The organism is Aliidiomarina sedimenti, from assembly GCF_003986955.1.
In the GTDB taxonomy this organism is placed as follows: domain Bacteria; phylum Pseudomonadota; class Gammaproteobacteria; order Enterobacterales; family Alteromonadaceae; genus Aliidiomarina; species Aliidiomarina sedimenti.
In genome coordinates, this window is sequence record NZ_PIPN01000005.1 from 267326 (window position 1) to 291525 (window position 24200).

Consider the following 24200-nt stretch of genomic DNA (forward strand, 5'->3'; position numbering starts at 1 on the left):
CCGCGCACTAACCGATACGGAGATACAGCTATGTGGTTAAAACTCGTTGCTTCTGAATGGAGCTACTTAAGACGCCTGCCGTCATTTTATATCGTCAGCGCGTTATTCTTTCTGCTCGCCTTCCTGGCGATGACTATCGATAATGTACAAATTGCCGTCGGCGGGCCGAATATCCTGCAAAACGGGCCATGGTTCCTGGCCATCGCCATGGTGGTATTCAGCCTGTTTGGCATGTTTGTGGTGGCAAACTTTGTTGGTAACACCGCCACGCGTGATGTCAGCTGCCGTATGGACGGTATTATTCTGGCCACCCCAGTGCCTCGTGGCGCCTATTTATGGGGCCGGCTGACTGGGGCATATCTGATCACCATGCTGGTGTTCTGTGCCATTCCTCTGGGGTTGCTGCTAGGCAGTTTAATGCCGTGGGTCGACGCGGAGCGCTTCGGTCCAACCGTTATCGCCTATTACGTGTGGCCGGTTGTCGTTCTGGTCGCCCCTAGCCTGCTCTTTTGCGCGGTTTTATTTTACGCATTGGCGATGTTTAGTCGTTCAATGATGGGAATGTATCTCGGCGTAGTCGCCTTTTTCGTGCTCTATTTGATATCCGGTGGACTACTCAGTGAGCCCGAGCACCGGACTATTGCTGCCTTGGTTGATCCTTTTGCCAGCTCGGCTTACATGGAGCTGACCCGTTACTGGACTGCGATTGAGCGCAATACCGAGATTGTTAGCTTCGACGGCGTCTTACTCTACAACCGCCTGCTTTGGCTCGGCCTGGCTGCACTCATCATTGGCGTCTGCCAGTTTACCCTTGATCCCCGCCGGCCACTTACTGGCCGCAGCGCACGCAAACGGCAAAAACAGCTACAACAAAATACCGTCTCTGCAGCTTCATTCAGTAGTATCTCTGCAGCGGTCCAACTGGATCTCCCGCAGGTGCAGCAGCAGCGCGGTTTTACCAGCTGGTGGCCACAACTGGTGCGACAGACTCGCTTTGAAGTCAGTCAAATCGCCAAAAGTGCACCTTTTATCATTTTGCTGTTGATCACTATGATCATGCTGGGGGCTGCATTACTGTTGGAAGCCAACACAGCCTATGGCACCGCGAGCTGGCCGTTTACCCGACTGATGGTGGATGAGGTGATGAATGCAACCTCACTGCTCGCTCTGGTTGTGGTGACTTACTACAGTGCTGAAAGTGTCTGGCGCGAGCGCCAGAGTGGGATGGGCGATATTGTCGATGCCACTCCGGCCCATAGTTCGGTGTTTTTCCTCTCCAAACTCGCCGGTCTTTTGGTGGTGCTGGTAGGTTTGTGTCTTGCAGCCGTAGTGGTCACTGTGTTGTATCAGCTGAGTAAAGGCATGGCCTATCTCGAGTTGGGGCAGTATGCGTTGCGTTTAGGTCTGTGGTACGTGTTACCAATGCTGATGACCGCAGTGCTGGCTATTTTTGTCCAGGTACTGAGCCCGAACAAGTTTGCCGGTATAGGCATTATGGTGGTGTTCATCATTGTGCAGATGACCCTGAGTTCAATCGGCTTAGAGCACAATATGTATTCCTTCTCCGCATCACCGGGACACATGTACAGTGATATTAATGGCTATGGCCATTACCTTACGCCGCAACTTTGGTACATGCTCTACTGGGGTGGGTTAACACTGGTGCTTGCCGTCCTCGCCTACACCTTATGGCGACGCGGGTCCGAGGCCAGCCTGAAAGACCGCAGCCAACGACTGTTAAGTAAACTGGGCTGGTCTGGTGGCGCTATGGTCAGTGCTGGCTTGCTGGCGTTCGTTATTGCAGGCACAGTGATTGTGCATAACACCCGGGTTCTCAACGAGTTCACCCCATCGAAACAGCGCATGGATCTAAGCGCTGAATACGAAAAGGAGCTTCGCCCTTACCATGACATGGCAGTGCCTTCGATCACTGCGGTGGAGCTTGAAGTAGAACTCTATCCACAGCAGCGAAGCGCGGTTGCAGTTGGTGAATACAGTCTGCAGAACCAGACTGAGGAGCCCATCGAACGTCTCTTAGTGCAACTTCCACAGCATGGTTCGCGTGCCAGCAACGCTGAAATACAGGTTGACGGGGCTCAGGTCGGCAATCTGGATCCACGGTTTAACAGTCAGTGGGTGGAGTTCGACACACCATTTGCCCCTGGCGACCAAACCCGGATGAGTTTCAGAGTCGAACGCACTAACCAGGGCTTTGTCGACAGTGGCAATGACCTTAGCCTGCTGCACAACGGCACCTTTATTAATAACTACCAGCTGCTCCCAGCTTTGGGCTATCAGGCCAGTGCCGAATTGCAGGACCGCCACGAACGACGAAAACGGGATCTGCCTGCCCGTCATCCGCTCCCCGATCTGGACGATGAAGCGCAAAACAGAATCAATGCCTTTACCGGACATACCCATTACATTGATTTCAATGTGCTGGTCTCTACAGATCTAGGTCAGACTGCGATTGCACCCGGGTACTTAACCGAGCAATGGGAGGATGGTGAACGGGCGTATTTCCGCTATGCGATGGACGCGCCAATCCTCAACTTCTTTAACCTGATGTCTGCGGATCTGGAGATCACTGAGGACGAGCATAACGGCGTTGCCATTAGCGTGTATCACCATGCCCGTCATGACATGAATGTGCCCCGTATGATTGATGGGGTGAAGGACTCACTGGATTATTTTAACGCCAATTTCAGTCCTTATCAGCATCGTCAGTTGCGGATCATTGAGTTCCCGTATCGTAGTTTTGCTCAGGCGTTCCCCAACACGGTGCCGTTTTCGGAAAATATGGGCTTCGCCCTCGATCTGCGGGACGAAGAAAGTATTGATTTCGCCTATTACGTGACCGCCCACGAAGTTGCCCACCAATGGTTTGCCCACCAAATCACCCCGGGGAACGTGCAAGGCGGTCAGGTATTAAGTGAAACCTTATCTCAGTACGGCGCCTTAATGGTGATGGAACGTACCTATGGTAAAGAGGCGATGCGTCGCTTCCTCAAACGTGAGCTTGACCGTTACCTGTCAGCACGAAGCTTTGATGTGATCGGAGAGTCGCCTCTGTATCAGGTAGAAAGCCAGGCTTACATTTATTACCAGAAAGGTTCGTTGGTCATGTATGCACTACGCGACTACCTTGGTGAAGACGCAGTCAATACCGCGCTGCGTAACCTGATTGATGAGTTCCAGTATGAGCACCAGCCATATCCGAATACGCGGGATTTGATCCGTTTGCTACGTGAACAGGCTACGGACGAACAACAGGTGCTGATCACCGATATGTTTGAGCGCATCGTGCTCTTTGAGCTGCAAACCACGGACGCTGAACTGACCGAACTCGACAATGGTCGCTGGCAACTTAGCCTGACTATTGATGCACAAAAACTGGAAGCGGACTCCATGGGGCAGGAAGAGGCGGTAGATTTCACTCAGAGCTTCGACATTGGAGCACTGCGCACGCACCCGGATCAAATCAGCAACGCGGATGACGTTCTGTATTTACAGAAGCACCAAATCTCTCGCGGTGAAAACCAGATCCTGATAGAGCTCGACGAGCGCCCAGCGTTTGCCGGAATCGATCCCTTCGTCAAGTTGATTAGCCGCGACGTCAGCCAGAACGTGCGCGCGGTGCGTTAACAACGTACTTATACAGACCAATTGATCGAGCCGAAGACTGGTTAAAAACACCCTCATCACCAAATAGTGATGAGGGTGTTTTTTTATGCTCACGGCGTCATCGACAACAACGTCGTTAGCGTGTGAGGCCAATATGCTTAAGCTCGACACCTTCAACATCACTGTGTTTAGCGAGAATATCAGCGATACGTAAGTTTAGCTGGTAATGACGCTTGAGGCGCATGACCATTTTATCGCCTTTAAAACACTCGATTAGCGCATTGGTTTTATTGGCACTTAAAGCAAAAAACGTCACCTTGTCAAAATCGGCCAGCACTTTACCAGTGTCAGCGTTTATGACGTGTCGGCTATCCAGGTCCAACTGAATAACTTTAGGCTCACGGTTAAAGTAATAATACTGCTGGACGATTGCCACCAGTCCGGCCAGAATTGCGGCTAAACCAATCCAGCCGAAGCCCTCAAGAGTACCGGTTTCACGGTAGTCAGAAAGAATAAAAAAAGCCAGGGCGGCAACGACGATAATTGTCATCCCCATGCCCCGCATCAGTTGTTGTTTACTTTTAGTCAGGGTGATCATCAGTGCACAGACTCCTGCAAATAAGCTGAAATTGCAGCCATTCTATCGAATTCCCGCTATTGCCGCGACGTTTACGCACTTAAACAGTGACAGGCTTGCCTTTATTATTATTGAGGCTATGATGGCCTCTCTACGCGAGGATTCTATGTTTAAGTACGATTATTCCATTTTGAGTACCGCCCTCACCTTCCCAAATTAAGCCGGATGCAGCCTTGCATCCGGCGTCCTTCGGCGCTTGCCGTTTATGAACTTTTACCTTGATTAAAACTGTTAGTTCGGTTGGAGAAATACCGTGCTTGCTCGTATGTTCAGGTATTGCAAAACCTCAATTTGCCCCCGTCACCCTATGTTCAGCGAAACCAGTCAGCAGGTGTTGCTTGACCCCGTTGCGTTGGCCAGTTTGCTGAACCGGCTGGAACAAAGCAATTCGTCCAACGCCCGCCTTGAACGCAGGGCCGGAGTTGGAAGCTACCTTACCCTGACCCGATTAGACTGGGTTGAACAACTTGAAATTCAGCTCGTGGAGCCGAGCCTGAGTCAACCTTCGCAGGGACGTATCTCATTTTTATCACCACTGGGTTCTGCACTCATCGGTTTACGCCCCGGTCATACCGCCACCATAGACTGTGCAGAAGGTAAGTCGCGCTGGATGATTACCGACGTTGCTCAGCGCCGGGGAGACAGTTAGTCGGTTTCAGCTCATTCGAGTAAGGAGGGTGCCGCCTTGAAGTCATTAGATTGACATCAATGGGGTTATTGTCGAACAGCGACGTATGGGGCCTTCGGGCCCCTTTTTATAATTTAATCAGAAACCTAGCGATAGAAAGTTAAGGTGGTGCGGGCGACAAAACTGAGATTATGGTCTAGATTTAGAGCTGACCAATAACAAGGAGATTTCAGATGAAAAAATCACTGATATATGGCACGACTTTTTTCTTCGGCTCATTAGTTTTTAATACCGCCTTCACCGCGCCCGCTCATGCGGACATCGTCAGTACTCAGGAAATCGTCACTGAACAGCGTGCGGGAATCAATAAAACCCAACTGACCGAGCAACTGGAGCGTGCTGATATCCAGGAGCAATTGGTACGCTACGGGGTTGACCCACAAGAAGCCCTGGCCCGTATTGATTCCATGACCGACGCAGAGATTATGGAATTAACTGCTGACATGGAAGAGCTGCCAGCAGGTGCAAGTGCAGTAACCGTTATTCTTCTACTCTTTATTATTTGGATTCTTATTCGCTAATGTTTTGCAACTTTGCTGTTAGAGCCCCGATGCGCCTGCTGGTGCTTTTCGGGGCTTTATTATTAAGTGCATGCGCCGCCGGGCCGCTGCAGTATGACGAACTGGTTGAAAGCAATCAGTACACCACTGCGGTCGAACTTCTCGATACCCCCTTTCATCCGCAAGAGGCGTATCAGTGCGGCCCTGCCGCCTTAGCTACCATATTGCAGGTCAGCGGTGTCGACGACGCAACGCCGGAGCGTCTGGCGGATCAGGTCTACCTGCCAGAGCGTCAGGGAAGCCTGCAAATGGAGTTGTTAGGTGCGACCCGCCGTGCCAGCCGTGTTCCTTATGTTATGGCTCCCACCCTGGACGCATTAATGACCGAAGTTTATGCGGGTAACCCGGTTCTGGTATTACAAAACCTGGGTTTGCCTCGCTGGCCGATGTGGCATTACGCTGTGGTTATTGGCTACGACCCTGAGGACCAGCAAGTCGTCTTGCGCTCCGGTACTACCGAACGTGAGATCATGTCGTTGCGGCGCTTCGAACGAACCTGGAAAATGGCCGATTACTGGGCACTGGTGGTGACTGAACCAGGAGTATTGCCCGAAAGTGCCGAGCCATTGCGTTATTTCGAAGCGGTTGCGCCACTCGAACAACAGCAACGCTGGGACATCGCTATCGAAGCGTATCAGGCAGCGGCTGAAGCCTGGCCTGGCGAAGCCACCAGCTTTATCGGCTTAGGCAACATTGCCTACCAGCAACAACGCTATGGCGATGCTGAGTTTAACTACTACCAGGCCATCGAGATCAATCCTGAGCAAGCCGCCACCTACTTCAACCTCGCGTGGGCGTTAGTCCGCCAAAACAAATTCAATGCTGCTCGCTCCGCCGCGAACGAAGCCGCTCAGCTGGCTGCCGACGACGAACGCATGCAGCAAGCGCCCGCGCTTATCGAACAAGCGATAGAGGACAGTCAAGGCTAACCCTGCACAGCCTGACTGGCGATGGCAGGCTGTGATTAGCAACTTTTCATATATCAAATAGCAATTCGGTTTTTAGGATTTAGCCGCGAAGCCCCTATACTCGGTCCAGATTCATAACCTGGACGACGCATTATGCAACAGACCGCTTTACCCGTACTCGATCTTCGTGATTTATACGCGGGTGGTGAGCAAAAGCAGGCCTTTTTATCCGAGCTTGCTGAAGCTGCCCGCACCGTTGGCTTTTTCTATGTCAAAGGTCATCAGCTTTGTTGCCTGCAGGACGAGGTTATGTCGTTAGGCAAACAATTTTTTGCTCTGCCCGACGCTGAAAAGCTGAGTGTAGAGATGAAAAACAGCGCCCATTTTCGCGGCTATACCCGTCTGCAGGGCGAGTTAACTCAGGGCAAACCAGATTTACGTGAACAATTCGATATCATGGGCGAGGATCAGGCGGTTAAGGTCGCAGATAACGAACCGCAATGGTGGAAACTGATCGGTCCCAACCAGTGGCCCCAGGCGTTACCTGAGATGGAGCAAACCCTTCTCGGTTATCAGCAGGCCCTGTCTGACGTCAGCACTGCGCTGTTACGCGCATTCGCCGAAGTGTTAGAGCAGCCAGCAACCACCTTTGACGAGGGTATTACCCCGCCCTACACCCACATGAAGCTGATTCGCTACCCCGGTAGTGCCGCTCCTGGTGAGCGTCAGGGGGTTGGTGCGCATAAAGACCCGGGCTACCTGACCATCGTCACTCAGGACCAGCAGTCAGGCCTTGAAGTACTGAAAGACGACGAAGGCTGGGTCAGCGTACCGCCGCTTGAAGGTGCTGTCGTGATCAATATCGGTGAACTGCTCGAGCTGGCTTCAGATGGCTATCTGCGTGCGACGTACCATAGAGTACAAAGCCCGGCCGCCGATCAGGTTCGTTATTCCTGCGCCTTCTTTATGGCGGCTAAACTGGATAGCGAAGTGCCATTGCTAGACCTGCCGGAGCACCTTAAAAAAGATGCCCTGGGTCCTTCCGCCGATCCACAAAACCCGCTGTTCTATCAGGTTGGCGACAACGTTCTCAAAGGCCGCCTGCGCTCGCATCCGGATGTGGCTCAGGCCCATTACCATGGTTTTGACCGCGCCTGCTAACAGGCAACTCCCGGGCCGCCGTGCAATCTAGTCTACACTCTAGCTATGATCAGCTAGCGGATGACGAGCATGGATTTAAAAAGCGGCCTGCCTTTTTGGGCGATAAAGAATGGTTTGATGCATCAGTACCCAACGTTGCAGGAGAATCTGAAGACCCAGATTGTCATTATGGGTGGAGGGATTACCGGCGCGCTGCTGGCTGACCATTTTAGCGAACAAGGGTATCAGGTAGCAGTGGCGGACCGGCGTGAGATTGGCTGGGGTAGCAGTGCGGCGAGCACCGCCTTGCTGCAATATGAAATTGACGTCCATATGTGTGATCTGGCAAAGGACTTCGGTGAACATTCAGCCTATCTTGCTTACCAGGGCTGTGCCGATGCAATTACCACATTACGGCGCCGAACCCGCTCGTTCTCTGATCTCGACTTTGCAATGCAGGATAGTCTCTATTTCGCCAGCCGGGACAAGGACGTTGAAGGCATGCTCGAGGAATATCAGCTACGCCGCAAGCACGGCTTCGATGCCAAATGGTTAGAGCACGATGAGCTCCAGCGCGCTTTTGGCATAGATGCGCCAGCGGCTATTCTGACCCCACTGGCCGCCCGTATCGACCCATACAGAACTGCGCATAAATTGCATCAGCGAGTTCTTAAACGCGGCGGAAAGGTTTATGAGCGTACTGAAATCGCGACCTTCAATGCTGATGCGTCGGGAGTAAGTATTCTGACCAAAGGCGGGCACCGTATCGATGCGGACCACCTGATCATTGCGTCGGGGTATGAGTCTCAACAATACCTTACGGAAAAAATAGCAGACAACCGAAGCAGCTATGCCTTTGTAACCGACCCTATATCGAAAGCTGCGCTGGGGCCGCTGGCGGACACCATGGTCTGGGAATCTGCCCGTCCTTACCTTTATATGCGTGCGACCGGCGATGGCCGTCTGGTTATTGGTGGTGAAGATGATGATATTGATATTCCGGCGCGGCGGGACACTAAGGTTGCCAAGAAAGCGAAGAAACTCGCTGATAAACTACAGGCCTTGTTCCCCCGCCTTGAATTCAGTGAGGCTTTTGCCTGGGCCGGAACCTTTGCGGAAACTAAAGACGGTTTACCTTTCTTCGGCCCCCATCCAAGTCTGGGCCCAAGAATTCACTTCGCCATGGCATACGGAGGCAACGGCATCAGCTATAGCGTGATTGGCTGCGACGTACTGCAAGCCTGGATCGAGCAATCAGAACACGATCTGAAAGAGCTCTTCTCGTTTGACCGCAGGGGGTAGACTCTTAATCAAAAGCTCCGGCGATAGTGTCTATCACCGGAGCTTTACATATTCCTCAATCAGTCACGGACTCTAACCACTAAACCGTGTTTGCGCCGCCTTTCGGGCCGAGCAATAGCCACAGAATGAAGCCAATGAATGGGATCAGGATTAAAATCACAATCCAAAGTACTTTGGTGCCTGTTGATGCGCCGCTTTGGACCGTTTTCACGACGGCGTAAATTACTAAGATAAGAAGTATCAGGCCTAAAAATCCACTAAACTCTGGCATCTTGTCACCCTTATATTTAAGAAATAAAGTTTACCTTCAGTTCACATCAATAAGCCTAGTACAAAATGAAAAAACCCCACAAAAAATTGCAGGGTTTTTACTAACGAAACAATTGCTTAATAGCGCGCTGACTGGTCCTCATCCGGTAGCGAATGACGAATGAACTCGCGCAAATCTTGGTTCGACAACTGCAAATCTTCGCTGCGCAGATACATCATGTGACCACTGCGGTAGCCTTCGAAAAACAGGCGGTCGCGCATCTTGCCACTTGGGTCAAGTTGCCACATGCTGTATTTCGCATCGAAGTAATTGGTTGCACCGTCATAGTAGCCAGACTGCACCAGTACATTCATGAACGGGTTCTGCGCCATTGCCTGACGCAACTGACGACCTGTGTTGTTATCACTGCGATCCCAGGGATGCACCGGACCGAACATGTTGTATTTAATGTCTGTGTGCAGGCCAAGCTCCTCACGCAGATAATAATTAATCGCCGGGGTAAACGAGTGCAACCAAGATGTCAGTTCAGAGTTAAAATCCGGACGTTCACCGACATCGTTCATATCAATGCCGGTATAACGCGAGTCAAGACGGCCAATGGTCAGGCCTTCATCGCGGAGCAGTTCTTTCCAGAAAAATGCAGTGTCAATATCCAGATTACTTTGCAGCACTAGCTGCTCAGATAAGCCTGAGTAACGCGCCACCTGGCGTGCCACTTCTTCACGTTCACTCTCGTCTAACCAGGCGCCTCGCGCCAGTGCAGGCAAATAGGTATCAATCGCGAAGTCTTCCACTTCCGGCAACAGATCGTACAGATCGCCGGACTGGAGATCCTCGTCCAGTTGCTCATGATACCAGGCCGCCGCTGCGAAATACGGCAGGCGGTTGGCGGCTTTGACCGGTCCGTTGCGTTCCATACCCATGTCGGTGGGTGAAACCAGCACAACACCATTGATATACATCCATTGCTGGTTTTGCAGTGCATGGGCAAGACCCGCTACACGAGTGGTGCCGTAGCTTTCGCCAATCAGGAACTTAGGCGAGCGCCAGCGCTCATAACGGGTGACGAAGGTGTTCATCCATTCTGCCAGGTACTCAACATCAGAATTCACCCCGAAGAACATCTCCCGTTGCTGCTCGCGAGACGGCATTTCGCCATCAGGCCCTGGCAAGACACGGCTGTAACCCGTATTGACCGGATTCACAAAGACAATATCGGTGCTATCCAGCACCGAATGGGGGTTATCTTTCACACCATAAGGCTGGATAGGGAAGCCTTCATCATCGACGCGCAGTGACTTCGGTCCGGTGTATGCAATATGCATCCAGACCGATGCCGAACCCGGCCCGCCATTAAAGGAAAACATTAATGGCCGGCGCTCCTGATTGCTCACGCCCTGACGTTCGTAATAGGTATACTGCAGCGTTGCTATCGGGTGGCCTTCTTCATCCCAAACTGGCAAAAACCCGGCGTACGCTTTGTAGTCAACCCGTTCACCGTTGATCTCTGCGCGATGGTCAGTGACGACGACCGACTCTGCTTCCAGCGTACGGCGATGGTCGTCTTTGTCGTGAGCCAGGGCACTGAACGCGCTAAGCTGAAGTAGCATCAGCCCGGCAATAGCGCGGCAAAATAATAGTTTCATGCTTCTATCTCGTGTTGCAAAAAGAGGTACCCATTAAACGGGTCTTTACGGCAAAGCTCAACCCTGACTCGACGCGAACGAGATAAATGGCTGGCTTTTCGAGGGAGACCGCCCCCGCATAGAGCAATCAGTCGAACGAGGCGACCTCGTCAGCCGTTAAATGGCGATATTCTCCCGGCGCAAGATCGGGGTCGAGGACCAGGCTTCCGACGGATTCACGATGCAGGCCCACCACCTTATTTCCCACCGCAGCGAACATCCGCTTAACCTGATGGTAACGCCCTTCATGCAGAGTCAGGCGGAACTGGTTTGCATCAATCGCTTCAAGTTGCGCCGCCAGGGTTGGGGTTTCTTCCCCACGCAGCATGACGCCGTTGGCGAACTGAGTCCGTACCCGCTCAAAATCATCTCCGGTCAGAGGGTCTGCCAGCGTCGCCAGATAGGTTTTAGCGCAGTTCTTTTTGGGCGATGTAATCCGGTGCGACCATTTGCCGTCATCGGTGAGCAACAATAGTCCGGTGGTATCGACATCTAAACGGCCAACACAGTGAATGGCATCCGGTTTAGGTTCGTCAAGCAACATAAAAACAGAAGGATGAACCGGATCTTCAGTGGACGACACCGTCCCTTCTGGCTTATGCAGCATTAAATAGCGCAACCCAATGATCTGCAGGGGCTGACCGAGCCAGCTAACCGAGTCCTTCTCGGTTACCGCGGTGGCCGCCTTCTTACACATAACCCCATCGATAAATACTTCTTCGGCGCGAATAGCCCGACCCGCTTCTTTGCGGCTTAAACCAGTCGAAGCTGAAACAAATTTTTCCAGGCGCATAGTGTTATTAAACCTCTTGTGACGCTACTGCGTATAGGTGTCTTACTAACGTAAGTACTCAGGTGAGCACTACAGAAGCTGTCGGGTGATATTGAATGGCATTATTTTACGCGTTAACGGACCTAAACACGACCCGATATAGGGAAATCCGGCTGATTCTTGGGGATCAACTGAATGTCAGTCATAGCTGGTTTCATCAGCAGCGCGACGACACCCTCTATGTGATGATGGAAATCCGTCAGGAAACTGACTACGTGCGCCATCATAAACAAAAGCTGCTGGCCTTTTTTGCTGCCATGCGCGCATTTGCCAATGCGCTGAGTAACCGTCACGAAATACTGTATCTGGCTTTGGACAGCCGACAAAACACTCACAGCCTTACTGACAACCTGACCATGATTATTGAGCATATCAAGGCTGAGTCATTTAGCTATCAGGCGCCTGACGAATGGCGGCTGGATGAACTTCTGCTCCGTTTCAAACCACCACAGGTCAGTGTGCACATGGTCGATAGCGAGCACTTTCTTACCTCGCGCGACGCGCTGCAGCAGCATTTTGACAACGACAATGCACTGCTGATGGAAACCTTCTATCGACGGGTACGCCGCCAGTACGGCTACCTGATGGACGGTGACAAACCAGTTGGCGGCAAGTGGAACTATGACCATGAAAATCGCAACAAACTGCCCGCAAAGCAGGACATCCCGACCCCGCTCACCTTCGCTAATGATGTCACCGGGTTACTGCAACTGATCGATGATGCCGGCATTGAAACCATGGGCAACGCTTCAAAAGAGCTCCTCTGGCCCGTCACCCGGCAGCAGTCACGTCAGCTACTCGACTTTTTCATCCGCCACTGTTTGCCCGATTTCGGGCGCTATCAGGACGCTTTAAGCGAGCGCGGCTGGAGCCTGTACCACGCCCGTTTGTCCTTTAGCATGAATAGCAAGATGCTCAGCCCCCGCGAAGTGGTAGAACGGGCCATCGAAGCCTATCAACACAGTGACGGTGCTATCACACTGGCTCAGATTGAAGGCTTCGTGCGCCAGATTATCGGCTGGCGTGAATATGTTCGCGCTATTTACTGGGCTAAAATGCCTGATTACGCCGCCCACAACAAACTTCAGCATCAGCGCAAGCTGCCGGATTTTTACTGGCACGGGCGAACCAAAATGGCCTGTATGCAACACGCAGTTGAACAGTCACTCGAGTACGCCTACGCGCATCATATCCAGCGTCTGATGGTCACCGGCAACTTTGCGCTGCTGGCGGGTGTCCACCCGGATCAGGTGGATGCCTGGTATTTAGGTATCTACATCGATGCCATTGAATGGGTCGAGTTGCCCAATACACGAGGGATGAGTCAGTTCGCGGATGGTGGTTTACTGGCTACAAAGCCTTATGTGTCGAGTGGGAATTACCTCAATAAAATGGGGCATTACTGCAAAAGCTGCCACTACAACGTCAATCAGCGCAGCGGCGAAGATGCCTGCCCCTTTAACCTGCTGTACTGGCATTTTATTGAGCGACATAAAGACAGGCTGCGCCATAACCATCGAATGAGGATGATTTACCGCCAATGGGAACAACGCGATGCCAGTGAGCGAGAGGTTATACTAAAGCAAGCCGAACGCTACCTGGCTGACCTCGACAACCTTTGAACAAGCCCCTATTGGCTTGTATTTCCCTGGTTCACAGGCCATATTAAGACCACTTAAAACAACAAGCTTTCAGGATCCTCTATGCGTTTTTCCACACTGCTGTTAACCGTTGCCACCTTAGGCGTACTCAGTGCCTGTACCGTCGCTAAAACACCAGTCTCGGAGCCCGTTAAAAACCTCGATGCCGGGCGTTATATGGGTACCTGGTATGAAATCGCACGCATGCCTAACCGGTTCCAGAAGGACTTGCAGCGCGTTACCGCTGAATATCGGTTAAACGAAGACGGCACCTTTGAAGTAACCAATCGGGGTTACAACAGCGAACAAGGAGAATGGAGCTCCGTGATAGGTAAAGCAGAACCAATCGACGACATGCCGGCTTCGTTTGCGGTCACCTTTCAGTGGCCCTTCAGCGGCGGCTATTACATTGCGGAACTGGGCGATGACTATGAGTATGCGGTCATTGTTGGTGACAGCACCGACTATTTTTGGCTGCTTGCACGTGAACCGCGCCTGCCGCGCTGGCTAATTGACCAAACGCTGGCCCGCGCGCACGAATGGGGTTATGACATCGACCAAATCATTGAGACTGAGCATTAAGCCAGTCTCTAATCGCGGCCTGAATATCAGGTAAGGGCATCGCCATAACCGGGTGCAAATAAGCTGTTTGCGTAAATTCAATCATCGTAAACTCTCGCCCCTGCGCCCTCACCTCGTATTCCAGCTCAGCAAAACGACTTAAGGTGTCATGCGTGGAGCCCAGTACCAGAGAGTCATCCGGCAAGTGCTCGACCGCATAGCCCCAGGTCAATGCAGCCGGGTCCACCTGGCTGTTTTTAACCAGTTTTTGCAGGCCATCGGCATAGCTCTGCGGGGGGATCACCCGCGCAAAGACTGAACTCCGTCGGTGCATAGCAATCAGGCGTTGTGCCGATGCGTCGAAATCAAGTAATGGTGCCAGTACCATAGCGCCAGCAGGTTGATGAATGCGGCTAAACTCCGCAACCGCCAGCGACCCCAATGAAAATCCTAACAGATACACCTCCCGGTCAGTGTAGCGCTCAGCAATAATAGCGGCTAAGTCGCGTGCGCCCTGGACGCCGAAATTAAACGGGTCTTGCTCAGTCGGGCTAGCGACGACCAAAGGCTGAACGCCCTGAGAGCGCATAAACAGCGCCATCATTCCCATATGGTCGGCGCGCATACCATAACCAGGAAAAATAACGAGCAAGGGTGCGGATGGCGTTAACCCGGAGAACTCAAACGTTTCGTCCAGCTCCAGTTTAGCCTCGTTCATATAAATATCGGCGCGCAGCTTAAGTTCAGTTAAGGGCTCGCCATTTTCGATCTGTTTTAGCTCCCCCCAGTCTGTTACCCGCACACAAACGTCATCGTCCAGACATAAGCGACGCTCGGTTTGACCAAAATCAGTAATAACTGCGCCCCTCATGCCAGTATGCGTGGCCATTTGACGCTCTATTAAGCTGCTGCAGGCGGTCAGCCAACACAAACAGATTACAATCAGACATCCCTGTTGCTTCATCAGCCCTTCCTCTGTAAGTGCACCTGCCAGTCAGGCAGGTTCATTATTTGTCAGCAGACACAAAAAAGCCACCCGAAGGTGGCTCTTAGCGTTAAACCAGGGCTTGGGCCTTAGTTTAGACTTTCATCATACCTGACGGCTGCTGACGAATGCGCGCACGTTGTAGTTTAGCAACGATAGCGGCTGGTAAGCCTTTAGGCAGCTCAACAAAGCTGTGCTCACCGTGCAACTTAATGTTACCAATCATGCGGCTGTCCATATTGCCTTCGTTCGCAATCGCACCAACGATATCGCCTGGACGAGCACCGTGGTCTTTACCAACGTTTAAGCGATAGGTATCGAACTCAATGTTCATATCACGGCCTTTACCAGGACGAGCTGCTGCACCGGCTGCGCGAGGGCTTTTGCTACCGCGCTCACCGCCACGCTCGAAGCGTTCGTTGCGGCCTTTGCTCTGACGCGGGTTACGGTCATTGCGGTCACCACGCGTATCACGCGCTTCACGACGAGGTTTAGGGTCGTCTTTAACGAACAATGGACGCGTCTGCTGTTGTTCGAACAACAAGGCCGCAGCCAGGTCCTTCATGTCAACGCCGCCGTCATTGGCCATTTGTTCAACCAGTTCACGCATAGTGTCCAGGTCCTGATTAGCAACCACGTCAGCTAAACGCTTCTGACAGGCTTCTAAACGGTACGCGGTCATTTCGCGCGCTGTTGGCACTTCCATCATTTCGATGGTGCCTTTGGTTTCGCGCTCATAACGACGTAAAAGGTGCATTTCACGTGGACGGGCAAACAAGATAGCCTCGCCAGAGCGGCCTGCACGACCGGTACGACCGATACGGTGAACATACGACTCTGCGTCGTTCGGCAGGTCATAGTTAATAACATGGCTTACACCCGGGACATCAAGACCACGGGCAACCACATCGGTTGCTACCAGAACGCGCACGGTACCTGCTTTCAACTGAGACACAGTGGCCTCGCGTTGCGCCTGGTTCATGTCACCGTTCAGGCCAGCAGCCTTAAAGCCTTTGCTTTGCAGGTGATCCGACAGGGTAATAGTATCCTGACGGGTACGCACAAAGATCAGCGCCAGATTGTAATCGGTGGTTTCAAGAATACGCTCAAGCGCAGTGTTCTTGTTCAGTACCGTCACTTTCCAGGCTTTCTGGGTAATATTCGCTTTGTGTTCCTGGGTTTTCTCGATCGCGACATGGACCGAATCGGTCAGGAATTTTTGCGCAATTTTACGAATTTGCTGTGGCATGGTGGCTGAGAACAATGCACGCTGTGCATCTTTCGGCACGCTTTCCATGATGAACTCGATGTCTTCAACGAAGCCCATGTTGAGCATTTCGTCGGCTTCATCGAGCACGCTCATTTTCAGCTTGCTCAGGTCCAGAGTGCCTTTATTGATGTGGTCCATCAAACGGCCCGGGGTACCCACAACAACCTGTGCGCCACCTTTAAGAAGTTTAATTTGCGGACCATAGGCTGCGCCACCGTAAACGGTTGCAACAGTTAAGCCACGCATAAATTTGCCCATTTGCTCGATTGATTCAGCAACCTGAATCGCCAGCTCACGAGTCGGTGCGACAACCAGAAGCTGTGCGCCACGAACTGTGGTGTCGATATTGGCAAGTGCAGGCAAACCAAAAGCTGCCGTTTTACCGGTACCAGTTTGCGCTTCACCTAACACGTCACGCCCTTCAAGCAATGGACCAATGGCACGTTGCTGGATAGGCGTTGGCGTATCATAACCTAGCTCGGTAATACCGCGCAGGATCGGTTCAGGTAACTCAAGAGCAGAGAAAGTAGTAAATTCAGACATATATTTTTTTCACACTATTCAACGCTACAACAAACGACAACCCTGTTGCAGACTCACGATATGTAGGGGCATCGCCCGGCACTTATGGTTGGAGCTTGGAACGCGGAATAGTATTTCGCGGCAAGCCAACTGGATAGGCGTAGTCACCCCATGACAATTCAAGGATAACCGGCACTTCACAGCAGGCATTTACCTTGAGGAGGCGTAACTATACTTGGATTACGGCAACATGCAATAGCAACGCGCAAATAGTGAACAATTTTAACAATTGGCGGGCCTTTTCGACCTCAAACGGCTAGTTTATCGCCAATCCGCCATCTGCAGATAAAGTTTAGCGGCGAAGCCTTTACTGTTCTTTAGTTCAATAAAGTGACCCTGCTCATCTTCTTTCAGCTCGCTTCCGCGCTTATCGCTCCATTGCTGGTCGGCAAAAATATAGCGCATTCGCCAGCCGCCCGGCTGCAAGGTAATCTTCAGCGTTATGGTTTGACGGAATAAATGCTCCGCGGGTGCCCGTCGCGATAACACTGAGCCTCCGTTGAGACGGAAATCCGTGCCTTCAACATTCAGCTCCAGGTTCATGACCATGGTAGTACCCACTTCAATTCGTTTCGAATCAAGAAAGACACTGGCTAACACCGGGTATCGCGGCCGCTTAAGCCCTGCCTTGTGTGGATTTAATAATTCATCAAAACTACGAAAGACGGCTGAATGGTGGTCAATTCGCCGGCTCGATAACGGCACCGGGTCGTCCCCTCTTGGGGTCAGGGTGCATTCAAACAAGTACGATCCGCGTATCGTCGCTCCGTCGTCGTAGGCACGTTGCAACGGTGGCGATAAGGGTAACACAGCGGGCTGCATGGTAATTCGAAGACGGTAATCACCAAACAAAAACCGCACCAGATTATCGTAGCCTATTTTCGAGTTCACCATTCCATAAGGGCCACTGTGACTGGTATAGGTATGCACCCGTGGCGCGTCTTCAATATACGCATTGTCCATGGTCACCAGACCATCACTGGCTTTATCGATAACCAGCCGGGTCAGGTTGTAGTCATGGGGGTTAGTACCAACTAAACAGAAGAAGCGTTCATTAGGAAAGGCACCATTCAGCGAATTTACCCGTCCATTGCGTGGTTTCAATTTAAGATACCCTGCCATTTCGGCGCGGTTAAAATTATGCGCATCCCACAGTGAAAAAAATCGGGGTACATTCAGCCCCATCACCTCGATGCCGTTATGTGGGGTGCCATAGGTGAACACCTTATCGACCAGCCGCCGACTTTGCTCAGGGTCTGCCTCCTCGTTCTGCAACAGACAGCGGCATATCAGTCCACCCATCGAGTGCGCAACCAGATAGACCTTAAATTCAGCACGCGCCTGGGTATCGTCACCACAGGTAAAGTCGCGCACTCTTGCAATTAGCTTTGATAAACGGACTGCCGCCGCTTCAATAGAGGGTCGCTGACTGCGCCCCATAGCATCTGAGTCAGTCGATCCATTCCCTTGTTCATGCTCCTCTTCATAGTAACGATGAATAATGATCGAACGTCTCGGCAGGCGCTTGTCCGCGTCAGGAAAATCGACTGGCCCGCCCGGCTCCGCCAGGTTAATACCGTCGGCGTAAGAGTCCTGATAACCATACTCTTTCATCAACCGGATCAACGGTGATTCGAAAATATAGTGACGAAACGAGCGGTCATATTGCTGCCGGGCCCGCGTCGAACCAAGGTTAAACCCCATATAAGGCGTATGCACCGTTGCTTCCATGGCGTTTTCAGTCATCGCGTAACCGCGTACGTAGATAATTGGATGAAAGGGATCGGTTGGTTCCGGGGCTGTTTTATTTACCGAAGGTTTGAGTCCGGGCATATGGCACCTGATGCACTACAAGTAGTCAATAAATAACCAGTATAGACAGTTTCCCCCCGCTGTTGGCATACTTAAGGTCCCACTTGGGTTAACTGAGAGAAAAGGTATGAAACTACACGGCAGCTTTACCTCCCCGTTCGTGCGCCACTGCCGCATAGCCCTGTTGCAACAGGGCATGGATTTTGAGTTTATTGAAACTGATTACGCGCAGAGTGCAGAGGGATCACCTGCCATGCGGGTTCCTTATCTGCAAGATGGTGATCTGGTGCTGCATGACTCGTCAAGCATCTTAAAACACATCCGCCAGCGTAATGAGCAGGGGTTCTGCCAAAGTATTGAAGAGTTCGACCTTTACCTCTTGGTCACCACGGCGTTGGATAGCACTATTAACCTGTTCCTGTTGGAAAAAAGCGGCGTCGATATTGCCACCAATAGCTACACCCAGCGCCAGGCACAACGCATTCAGCAGTGTCTGCAGGCACTGAATAGCAAAGCGGAACAAGGGCTGGAATGGAATGATGCAGGAATACGACTCGCCTGCTTTATTGACTGGGCGCTATACCGCCAGCGACTGGACTTATCCAGTTTCCCGGCGCTGCTTCGCTGGCTCGAAGACGCCAGACAAAGCCGCGAGTTCGAAGTCACTACCCCACCCGCCGCGTAGATAACCGTCAACAATTGTTCAGCAGATTAGCCTTAAGTCTAACATCCTGCTATCTGGTTAAAGGGTATGCTGAGGTTTAGCATAAACATTCAGCAACCCCTTTTTATCAGCTAGCAGGAGGCCTCTTTGTCCTATCAAAACGAATATTCAGCCGCACGTGATAACCCGCAAGCCTTCTGGCTCGAAAAAGCCAATAAACTGGCATGGTTCAGAACACCAACACAAGCGTTTGACCCTTCGTCTAACAGCTGGTTTAGTGACGGTCAGATCAATATTTGTCACGCTACATTAGACCACCATATTGAAGAAGGTCGCGGAAACCAGGCTGCGTTCTATTATGATTCCCCTGTAACTGGCAATAAAGACACCATTACCTACCAGCAATTATTCGATGAGGTCCGCCATTTTGCCGGGGTACTGCGCGACCAGGGAGTTCAGCGCGGTGACCGGGTGGTCATCTATATGCCAATGATCCCGCAGGCCGCTATTGCGATGCTCGCCGTCGCCAGACTTGGCGCTGTGCATTCTGTAGTCTTCGGTGGCTTCGCTGCACATGAACTTGCTGTGCGAATTGAGGACGCCACGCCTAAGGTGGTTATCAGTGCCTCACATGGCATCGAAGTCAGCCGCCTGATTGAATACAAGCCTTTGCTCGATAAAGCCCTGGAAAAGTCCAGCCATCAACCCGACTGCTGTATTATTTTCAACCGGACCAATGTTCCCGCCGAAAAACAAGTGAACTACGCCCTGCTGGACGGGCGCGATTATGACTGGGTCGAACTGATGAAAACCAGCAGCCCGGCGGATGCGGTAGCGGTGAACAGTGATGACCCGCTTTATATCCTGTATACCTCAGGCACCACCGGAAAACCGAAAGGTGTCGTTCGTGATCACGGTGGTTACGCCACAGCACTGCATTACAGCATGGGTGCGGTATACAATTGCACAGCAGGCGATACTATATTTACCGCCTCCGATGTGGGCTGGGTGGTTGGCCATTCATTTATCGTTTACGGCCCACTGCTTGCCGGGTGCAGTAGTGTTCTCTATGAAGGTAAGCCCGTTTTTACCCCGAATGCAGGCGCCTTTTGGCGTATTTGCGAGGACTATCGGGTAAAGGCCCTATTTGCCGCCCCCACTGCGTTTCGCGCGAAACGTAAAGAGGACCCCGAAGGTCAACAGATAGAAAGCTACGACCTCAGCGAACTCGAAACTATTTTCATGGCTGGAGAACGATTAGACCCGGCGACCTACGAATGGACCAGAGAGAAAACCAACAAACCTGTCGTCGACCACTGGTGGCAAACTGAAACTGGTTGGCCGGTGTGTGCCAATCTGATGGGTGTTGAAGCGCTCACTGTGAAACCTGGCTCGGCGACAGTGCCGGTTCCAGGCTATCAGGTCTGTATTCTGGACGACGGTGGTCAGCCGGTAGCCAACGGCGAGCAAGGCAATATTGCCATCCGCCTCCCGCTGCCCCCAGGCTGTCTGACCACTATCTGGCAAAACCCTGCGCGCTATGAAAGCGGCTACCTGCGCCAGTTCCCGGGCTATTACGCGACTGGCGACGGGGGTTACATTGACGACGACGGTTACCTGTTTATTATGGGCCGCACCGATGATGTGATAAATGTGGCCGGTCACCGGCTGTCGACCGGTGAAATTGAAGAGGTTGTTGCAAGCCACTCCGCGGTCGCCGAATGCTGTGTAGTTGGGGCACAGGATCAACTCAAAGGGCAGTTGCCGGTGGCACTGGTTATTGTAAAGAATGGCGCAACAATCAGCCCGCAGCAACTGCAGGATGAGCTGGTTGCACTGGTGCGCAAACAAATCGGAGCCCTGGCCTGTTTAAAAACAGTCGTCACAGTAGCGCGTTTACCGAAAACACGTTCGGGCAAAATTCTGCGCAAGATAGTGCGTAATATCGTCGATGGTGACAGCTACCAGGTGCCCTCTACCATTGATGACGCAGAAAGCCTAGATGATATCCAGCAAGCGTTCAGGCAGGTTACTTAAGCCTGAATTGGAGCCGTTGCTCTGCCTCTGGCTCCTGCGCAATAGTAAAGGCGACTAGCTTTAGCTGCTGTGGAACCTGGTCGCGGAAGCTTAAGCGAATGCGCACCGGGTATTCACCATACTGAATCACGTTGAGCTTGCTGCGTTCGTTGTCGCTCAACCAATCGGCGCCGTCGTCAATAGCAAGCGAGTGCAGCACACCGCTTTCAGCGCCATAGACCTGAACACCAAATAGCTGGTGTGGTGTTGGATACAAATACAGATCGAATTCACCTGCGTTGTCGGTGGCTTGCAAACGAGCCCGGGCATCACCGTGAGTTATCTCAGTGGTCCCCTGGGTAGGCACGTCTATCGGCATCAGTTGCAGCCGTTGCGGGAACCACTGCATGGTAGCCTCGATGCGGTCAACCTGGGCCAGCCCTGACTGAATACCGTCCCAACCCAGCGGGAATGCCTCTGCATAGCTAATTAATGGGCCATCTGTGCGCTTATAGCTGAACGGCCTTAACGCCTGAAACTTAAGTTCCAATGCGTCGCCCTGCGCGTTAAAAGCCTCTATCTCCGTGAAATTAAACTGGCCTGCTTCTTCAGCTTCATTCAGAAGGTGCTCGTATTCAAGCGTAATCCGATCCCCGTTTACCTCCACAGTCCCCGTAGAATTCGGGAAGATCTGCTGCGTCGTAGCATCGATTAAATGCTCAAGGTTCCCGGGCAGGCGGGTATAGTCAATATCCATGCCTTCCTGGTTGTTGTATTGCAACAGTTCAGCATAGGGCCAGTCAGCTGCCGTTAACGACATCACGGAGCGAACTTCATGCTTATCACCATCTGCCGTGAGCTCGCGTTTGATCACGACACCAGCACGATCTAACCACCCGGTTTCACGCTCCACCAGCATTCGGCCATAGAGTTGTGTTGAGTCATCAGTATCACTTTCAATGGTGAAGAGTACATGGTTGTCATACAACGCTGTGACCCGCAATGTGAAGCCGTCCAGCCCGCTGTTAGTGTCATCTTCAACATCGCGAGTGGCCCCGGGTTTAAACTGCATACCACTCACCAGACCCGGCTGAGTCAGAACTTCCTGCAGCCGGTCCAGACTGCCCGTTAACGAACGTCGCGCGTCGGTGTAGCTGCTGCTAAGCGGGCTGGTTAGGTGGCCGTCATCCAGACTGACCTGCAGCATGCTACCGTCAGCCAATGCTTCGAGTAATGCAGCATCCTGGTCGTTCATCGCCCCAATAACGCTGCCAAAGCTATAGCCTGAATCTGCCTGAGTATGCAGATAATCGGGCTGCACGGCTAAATTGACCCTATTCGAGCCAGAGTCAGTTACCTGGTAACTTCGTAGCTCAGTCTTTTGTATACGCTCACTATAATCCTCACCACCGGCATCAAGGCGGGTCACCTCAGTGCTGGAAACAAGCTGATAGCGGCGATGTTCGCCCGGTTCAGGCTGAAAATTTGAGACCTTGGCCTGTTCGCTGGAACACGCGGACAAAACGAATAGAAGAGAGGCCAGAACGGCTAAACGAGGAGTCATCCCTGGATCCTGATACGAAAGTTAAAAAACCATGCTAACCAGCATGCTATGGAATGACAAGCGACCGCCCCGGAAAGGACGCCGCTTGTCAGATAAGTCACAGTTAGCAGTCACCGTTAAAGAAACGCTGCGAACCACGATGGTCCATGGCTTCCGTTATGCGTCGAATGCCCTGCATATAGGTGGCAGTGCGCAGGGTAACCTTTTCATCTTTGGCGACTTTAAAAATCAAATCAGCCTGCTGGTTAATGCGCTCACGCAGTCGCTGGTTCACCACCTCAGCGGTCCAGTAATCGCCAGTTCGGTTTTGGATCCACTCAAAATAACTGACGATAACCCCGCCGGTATTAGCCAGAACATCCGGAATAACCGTGACACCGGCCTGTTCAAGCTTGCTATCCGCTTTCGACGTCACCGGACCATTGGCGATTTCCAGAATGACTTTCGCGCTAACCTGCTTCGCATTGTTGTCATCGATGGCATTTTCCAACGCTGCCAGCACCAGAATATCAACATCGAGCCCGAGCACCGCATCGCGCTCCAGCGTGTCGCCTTTATTTTTGCTACCGCTGCTAAAAGGTTTCAGCTGACCCTGTTGCTTGGCGTTGTAAACGGCGTCAATATCCAGCCCTTCCGCGCTGTATACGGTGCGTTGAGAGTCTGATACCGCCACCACGTTGTAGCCCTGATCAGCTGCAGCACGGGCAAAATGGTAACCGGCGTTACCAAACCCCTGCACCGCAACCTTTAGCTTCTTCGCTTTTTGCTTGTTGCGATCAGCCCAAATATTGAGCACTTCCAGCGCCCCTTCACCGGTCGCTTCCACACGTCCCTGCGATCCGCCAAGCCCAAGTGGCTTACCTGTAATGACGGCGGGCAGTTGGCGGCGGGCAATCGATGCAAATTCATCATCCATCCAGCCCATCACTGTGGCATCGGTATTGACGTCGGGTGCCGGAATGTCGACATCGGGACCAACCACATCAAACACCGCGCGCATATAGCCCCGTGACAACCGCTCCAGCTCCATCCGCGAAAGTTCCTTAGGGTTGCATTGAACGCCCCCTTTCCCTCCGCCATACGGAAGGTCGACCGCCGCGCACTTAATTGCCATCCAGAAACTCAGTGCAGTGACTTCATCTGCATTTACATTCGGGTGAAAGCGAATGCCACCTTTGGCCGGGCCCCGGGTCACGTCATATTGCACGCGCCAGCCCTGAAATACTTTCAGCGAACCATTATCCATCCGCACAGGAATTGAGAATTGCAGCGAGCGACGCGGGTGTGCCAGTCGCTGGCGGGCGTCGTCTGACACATCAAGCCGCTGGTAAATATCCTGCAGGCGGCTTTGTGCGTCTTTAAGAACTTCCGGAGTGCTTACATCATTTTCAGCCATAGATTAAATATCCTTCCCTCATTCATTCGTTTGCTTTTTGAATCAACTCGTTTAGGTATAGCC

The 24200-nt window shown here is 52.2% G+C and carries 19 protein-coding genes; 10 read left to right on the plus strand and 9 right to left on the minus strand.

The annotated features are described in order from the left end of the window. The first annotated feature begins 30 nt into the window (after window positions 1–30). The gene (locus CWE12_RS11965) at window positions 31–3645 is read left to right on the plus strand and encodes a M1 family aminopeptidase (protein ID WP_126789934.1); all 3615 of its coding nucleotides are present in this window, start codon (window positions 31–33) and stop codon (window positions 3643–3645) included. Between the two features lie 115 nt (window positions 3646–3760). Here CWE12_RS11965 and CWE12_RS11970 read toward each other — a convergent pair whose 3' ends face one another. Beyond that, window positions 3761–4222, minus strand: a complete 462-nt coding sequence (locus CWE12_RS11970; RefSeq protein ID WP_126789935.1) for a hypothetical protein — start codon at window positions 4220–4222, stop codon at window positions 3761–3763. A 346-nt stretch (window positions 4223–4568) separates the two neighbouring features. Here CWE12_RS11970 and CWE12_RS11975 point away from each other — a divergent pair, with 346 nt between their 5' ends. The 5 genes from CWE12_RS11975 to CWE12_RS11995 all read left to right on the plus strand — a co-directional run bounded on the left by CWE12_RS11975 (window position 4569) and on the right by CWE12_RS11995 (window position 8859). Beyond that, window positions 4569–4910 (plus strand): GreA/GreB family elongation factor, encoded by a 342-nt coding sequence (locus CWE12_RS11975; RefSeq protein ID WP_157981973.1) that lies wholly within the window; start codon window positions 4569–4571, stop codon window positions 4908–4910. Window positions 4911–5122: 212 nt separating this feature from the next. Next, entirely contained in the window at window positions 5123–5470 is a 348-nt protein-coding gene (locus CWE12_RS11980) for a PA2779 family protein (protein ID WP_126789937.1), read from the plus strand. A gap of 29 nt (window positions 5471–5499) precedes the next feature. Continuing rightward, window positions 5500–6438: a PA2778 family cysteine peptidase gene (locus CWE12_RS11985; RefSeq protein WP_157981974.1), complete on the plus strand. Its 939-nt coding sequence runs from the start codon at window positions 5500–5502 to the stop codon at window positions 6436–6438. A gap of 132 nt (window positions 6439–6570) precedes the next feature. After that, window positions 6571–7578, plus strand: a complete 1008-nt coding sequence (locus CWE12_RS11990) for an isopenicillin N synthase family dioxygenase (RefSeq protein ID WP_126789939.1) — start codon at window positions 6571–6573, stop codon at window positions 7576–7578. 69 nt (window positions 7579–7647) lie between these two features. Continuing rightward, window positions 7648–8859, plus strand: a complete 1212-nt coding sequence (locus tag CWE12_RS11995; protein ID WP_126789940.1) for an NAD(P)/FAD-dependent oxidoreductase — start codon at window positions 7648–7650, stop codon at window positions 8857–8859. 79 nt (window positions 8860–8938) lie between these two features. Here the strand turns inward: CWE12_RS11995 and CWE12_RS12000 are convergent, their stop codons facing one another. From CWE12_RS12000 to rsuA, 3 genes are all read right to left on the minus strand, one after another. Further along, the gene (locus tag CWE12_RS12000) at window positions 8939–9130 is read right to left on the minus strand and encodes a PLD nuclease N-terminal domain-containing protein (RefSeq protein ID WP_126789941.1); all 192 of its coding nucleotides are present in this window, start codon (window positions 9128–9130) and stop codon (window positions 8939–8941) included. A 116-nt stretch (window positions 9131–9246) separates the two neighbouring features. Further along, window positions 9247–10776 carry a S10 family peptidase gene (locus CWE12_RS12005; protein WP_126789942.1) on the minus strand — a complete coding sequence of 510 codons (1530 nt, stop codon included), beginning with the start codon at window positions 10774–10776 and terminating at the stop codon, window positions 9247–9249. Between the two features lie 127 nt (window positions 10777–10903). After that, the gene (gene rsuA, locus CWE12_RS12010; RefSeq protein WP_126789943.1) at window positions 10904–11608 is read right to left on the minus strand and encodes a 16S rRNA pseudouridine(516) synthase RsuA; all 705 of its coding nucleotides are present in this window, start codon (window positions 11606–11608) and stop codon (window positions 10904–10906) included. Between the two features lie 95 nt (window positions 11609–11703). Between rsuA and CWE12_RS12015 the strand changes: the two genes are divergently transcribed. Together CWE12_RS12015 and CWE12_RS12020 are read left to right on the plus strand one after the other, a co-directional pair. Continuing rightward, on the plus strand, window positions 11704–13269 hold the full coding sequence (locus CWE12_RS12015) for a cryptochrome/photolyase family protein (protein WP_126789944.1): 1566 nt from the start codon (window positions 11704–11706) through the stop codon (window positions 13267–13269). Between the two features lie 81 nt (window positions 13270–13350). Next, complete coding sequence (locus tag CWE12_RS12020; protein WP_126789945.1) at window positions 13351–13869, plus strand: lipocalin family protein; 519 nt, start codon at window positions 13351–13353, stop codon at window positions 13867–13869. Here the strand turns inward: CWE12_RS12020 and CWE12_RS12025 are convergent. The 3 genes from CWE12_RS12025 to CWE12_RS12035 all read right to left on the minus strand — a co-directional run bounded on the left by CWE12_RS12025 (window position 13850) and on the right by CWE12_RS12035 (window position 18518). Further along, entirely contained in the window at window positions 13850–14812 is a 963-nt protein-coding gene (locus CWE12_RS12025) for an alpha/beta hydrolase (RefSeq protein ID WP_126789946.1), read from the minus strand. The two genes, CWE12_RS12020 and CWE12_RS12025, sit on opposite strands and share 20 nt — an antisense overlap. Window positions 14813–14927: 115 nt before the next feature. Beyond that, window positions 14928–16646 carry a DEAD/DEAH box helicase gene (locus tag CWE12_RS12030; protein WP_126789947.1) on the minus strand — a complete coding sequence of 573 codons (1719 nt, stop codon included), beginning with the start codon at window positions 16644–16646 and terminating at the stop codon, window positions 14928–14930. 300 nt (window positions 16647–16946) lie between these two features. Further along, a complete protein-coding gene (locus CWE12_RS12035) occupies window positions 16947–18518 on the minus strand; it encodes a lipase family alpha/beta hydrolase (RefSeq protein ID WP_126789948.1) in 1572 nt (523 codons plus the stop codon). A 106-nt stretch (window positions 18519–18624) separates the two neighbouring features. Between CWE12_RS12035 and CWE12_RS12040 the strand changes: the two genes are divergently transcribed. Continuing rightward, window positions 18625–19182: a glutathione S-transferase family protein gene (locus CWE12_RS12040; protein ID WP_126789949.1), complete on the plus strand. Its 558-nt coding sequence runs from the start codon at window positions 18625–18627 to the stop codon at window positions 19180–19182. A 126-nt stretch (window positions 19183–19308) separates the two neighbouring features. Next, a complete protein-coding gene (locus tag CWE12_RS12045; RefSeq protein WP_126789950.1) occupies window positions 19309–21198 on the plus strand; it encodes an AMP-binding protein in 1890 nt (629 codons plus the stop codon). Here CWE12_RS12045 and CWE12_RS12050 read toward each other — a convergent pair. Both CWE12_RS12050 and CWE12_RS12055 read right to left on the minus strand, forming a co-directional pair. Next, on the minus strand, window positions 21191–22741 hold the full coding sequence (locus CWE12_RS12050; protein WP_126789951.1) for a hypothetical protein: 1551 nt from the start codon (window positions 22739–22741) through the stop codon (window positions 21191–21193). The two genes, CWE12_RS12045 and CWE12_RS12050, sit on opposite strands and share 8 nt — an antisense overlap. A gap of 103 nt (window positions 22742–22844) precedes the next feature. Next, a complete protein-coding gene (locus CWE12_RS12055; protein ID WP_126789952.1) occupies window positions 22845–24137 on the minus strand; it encodes a Glu/Leu/Phe/Val family dehydrogenase in 1293 nt (430 codons plus the stop codon). Window positions 24138–24200 lie beyond the last annotated feature (63 nt).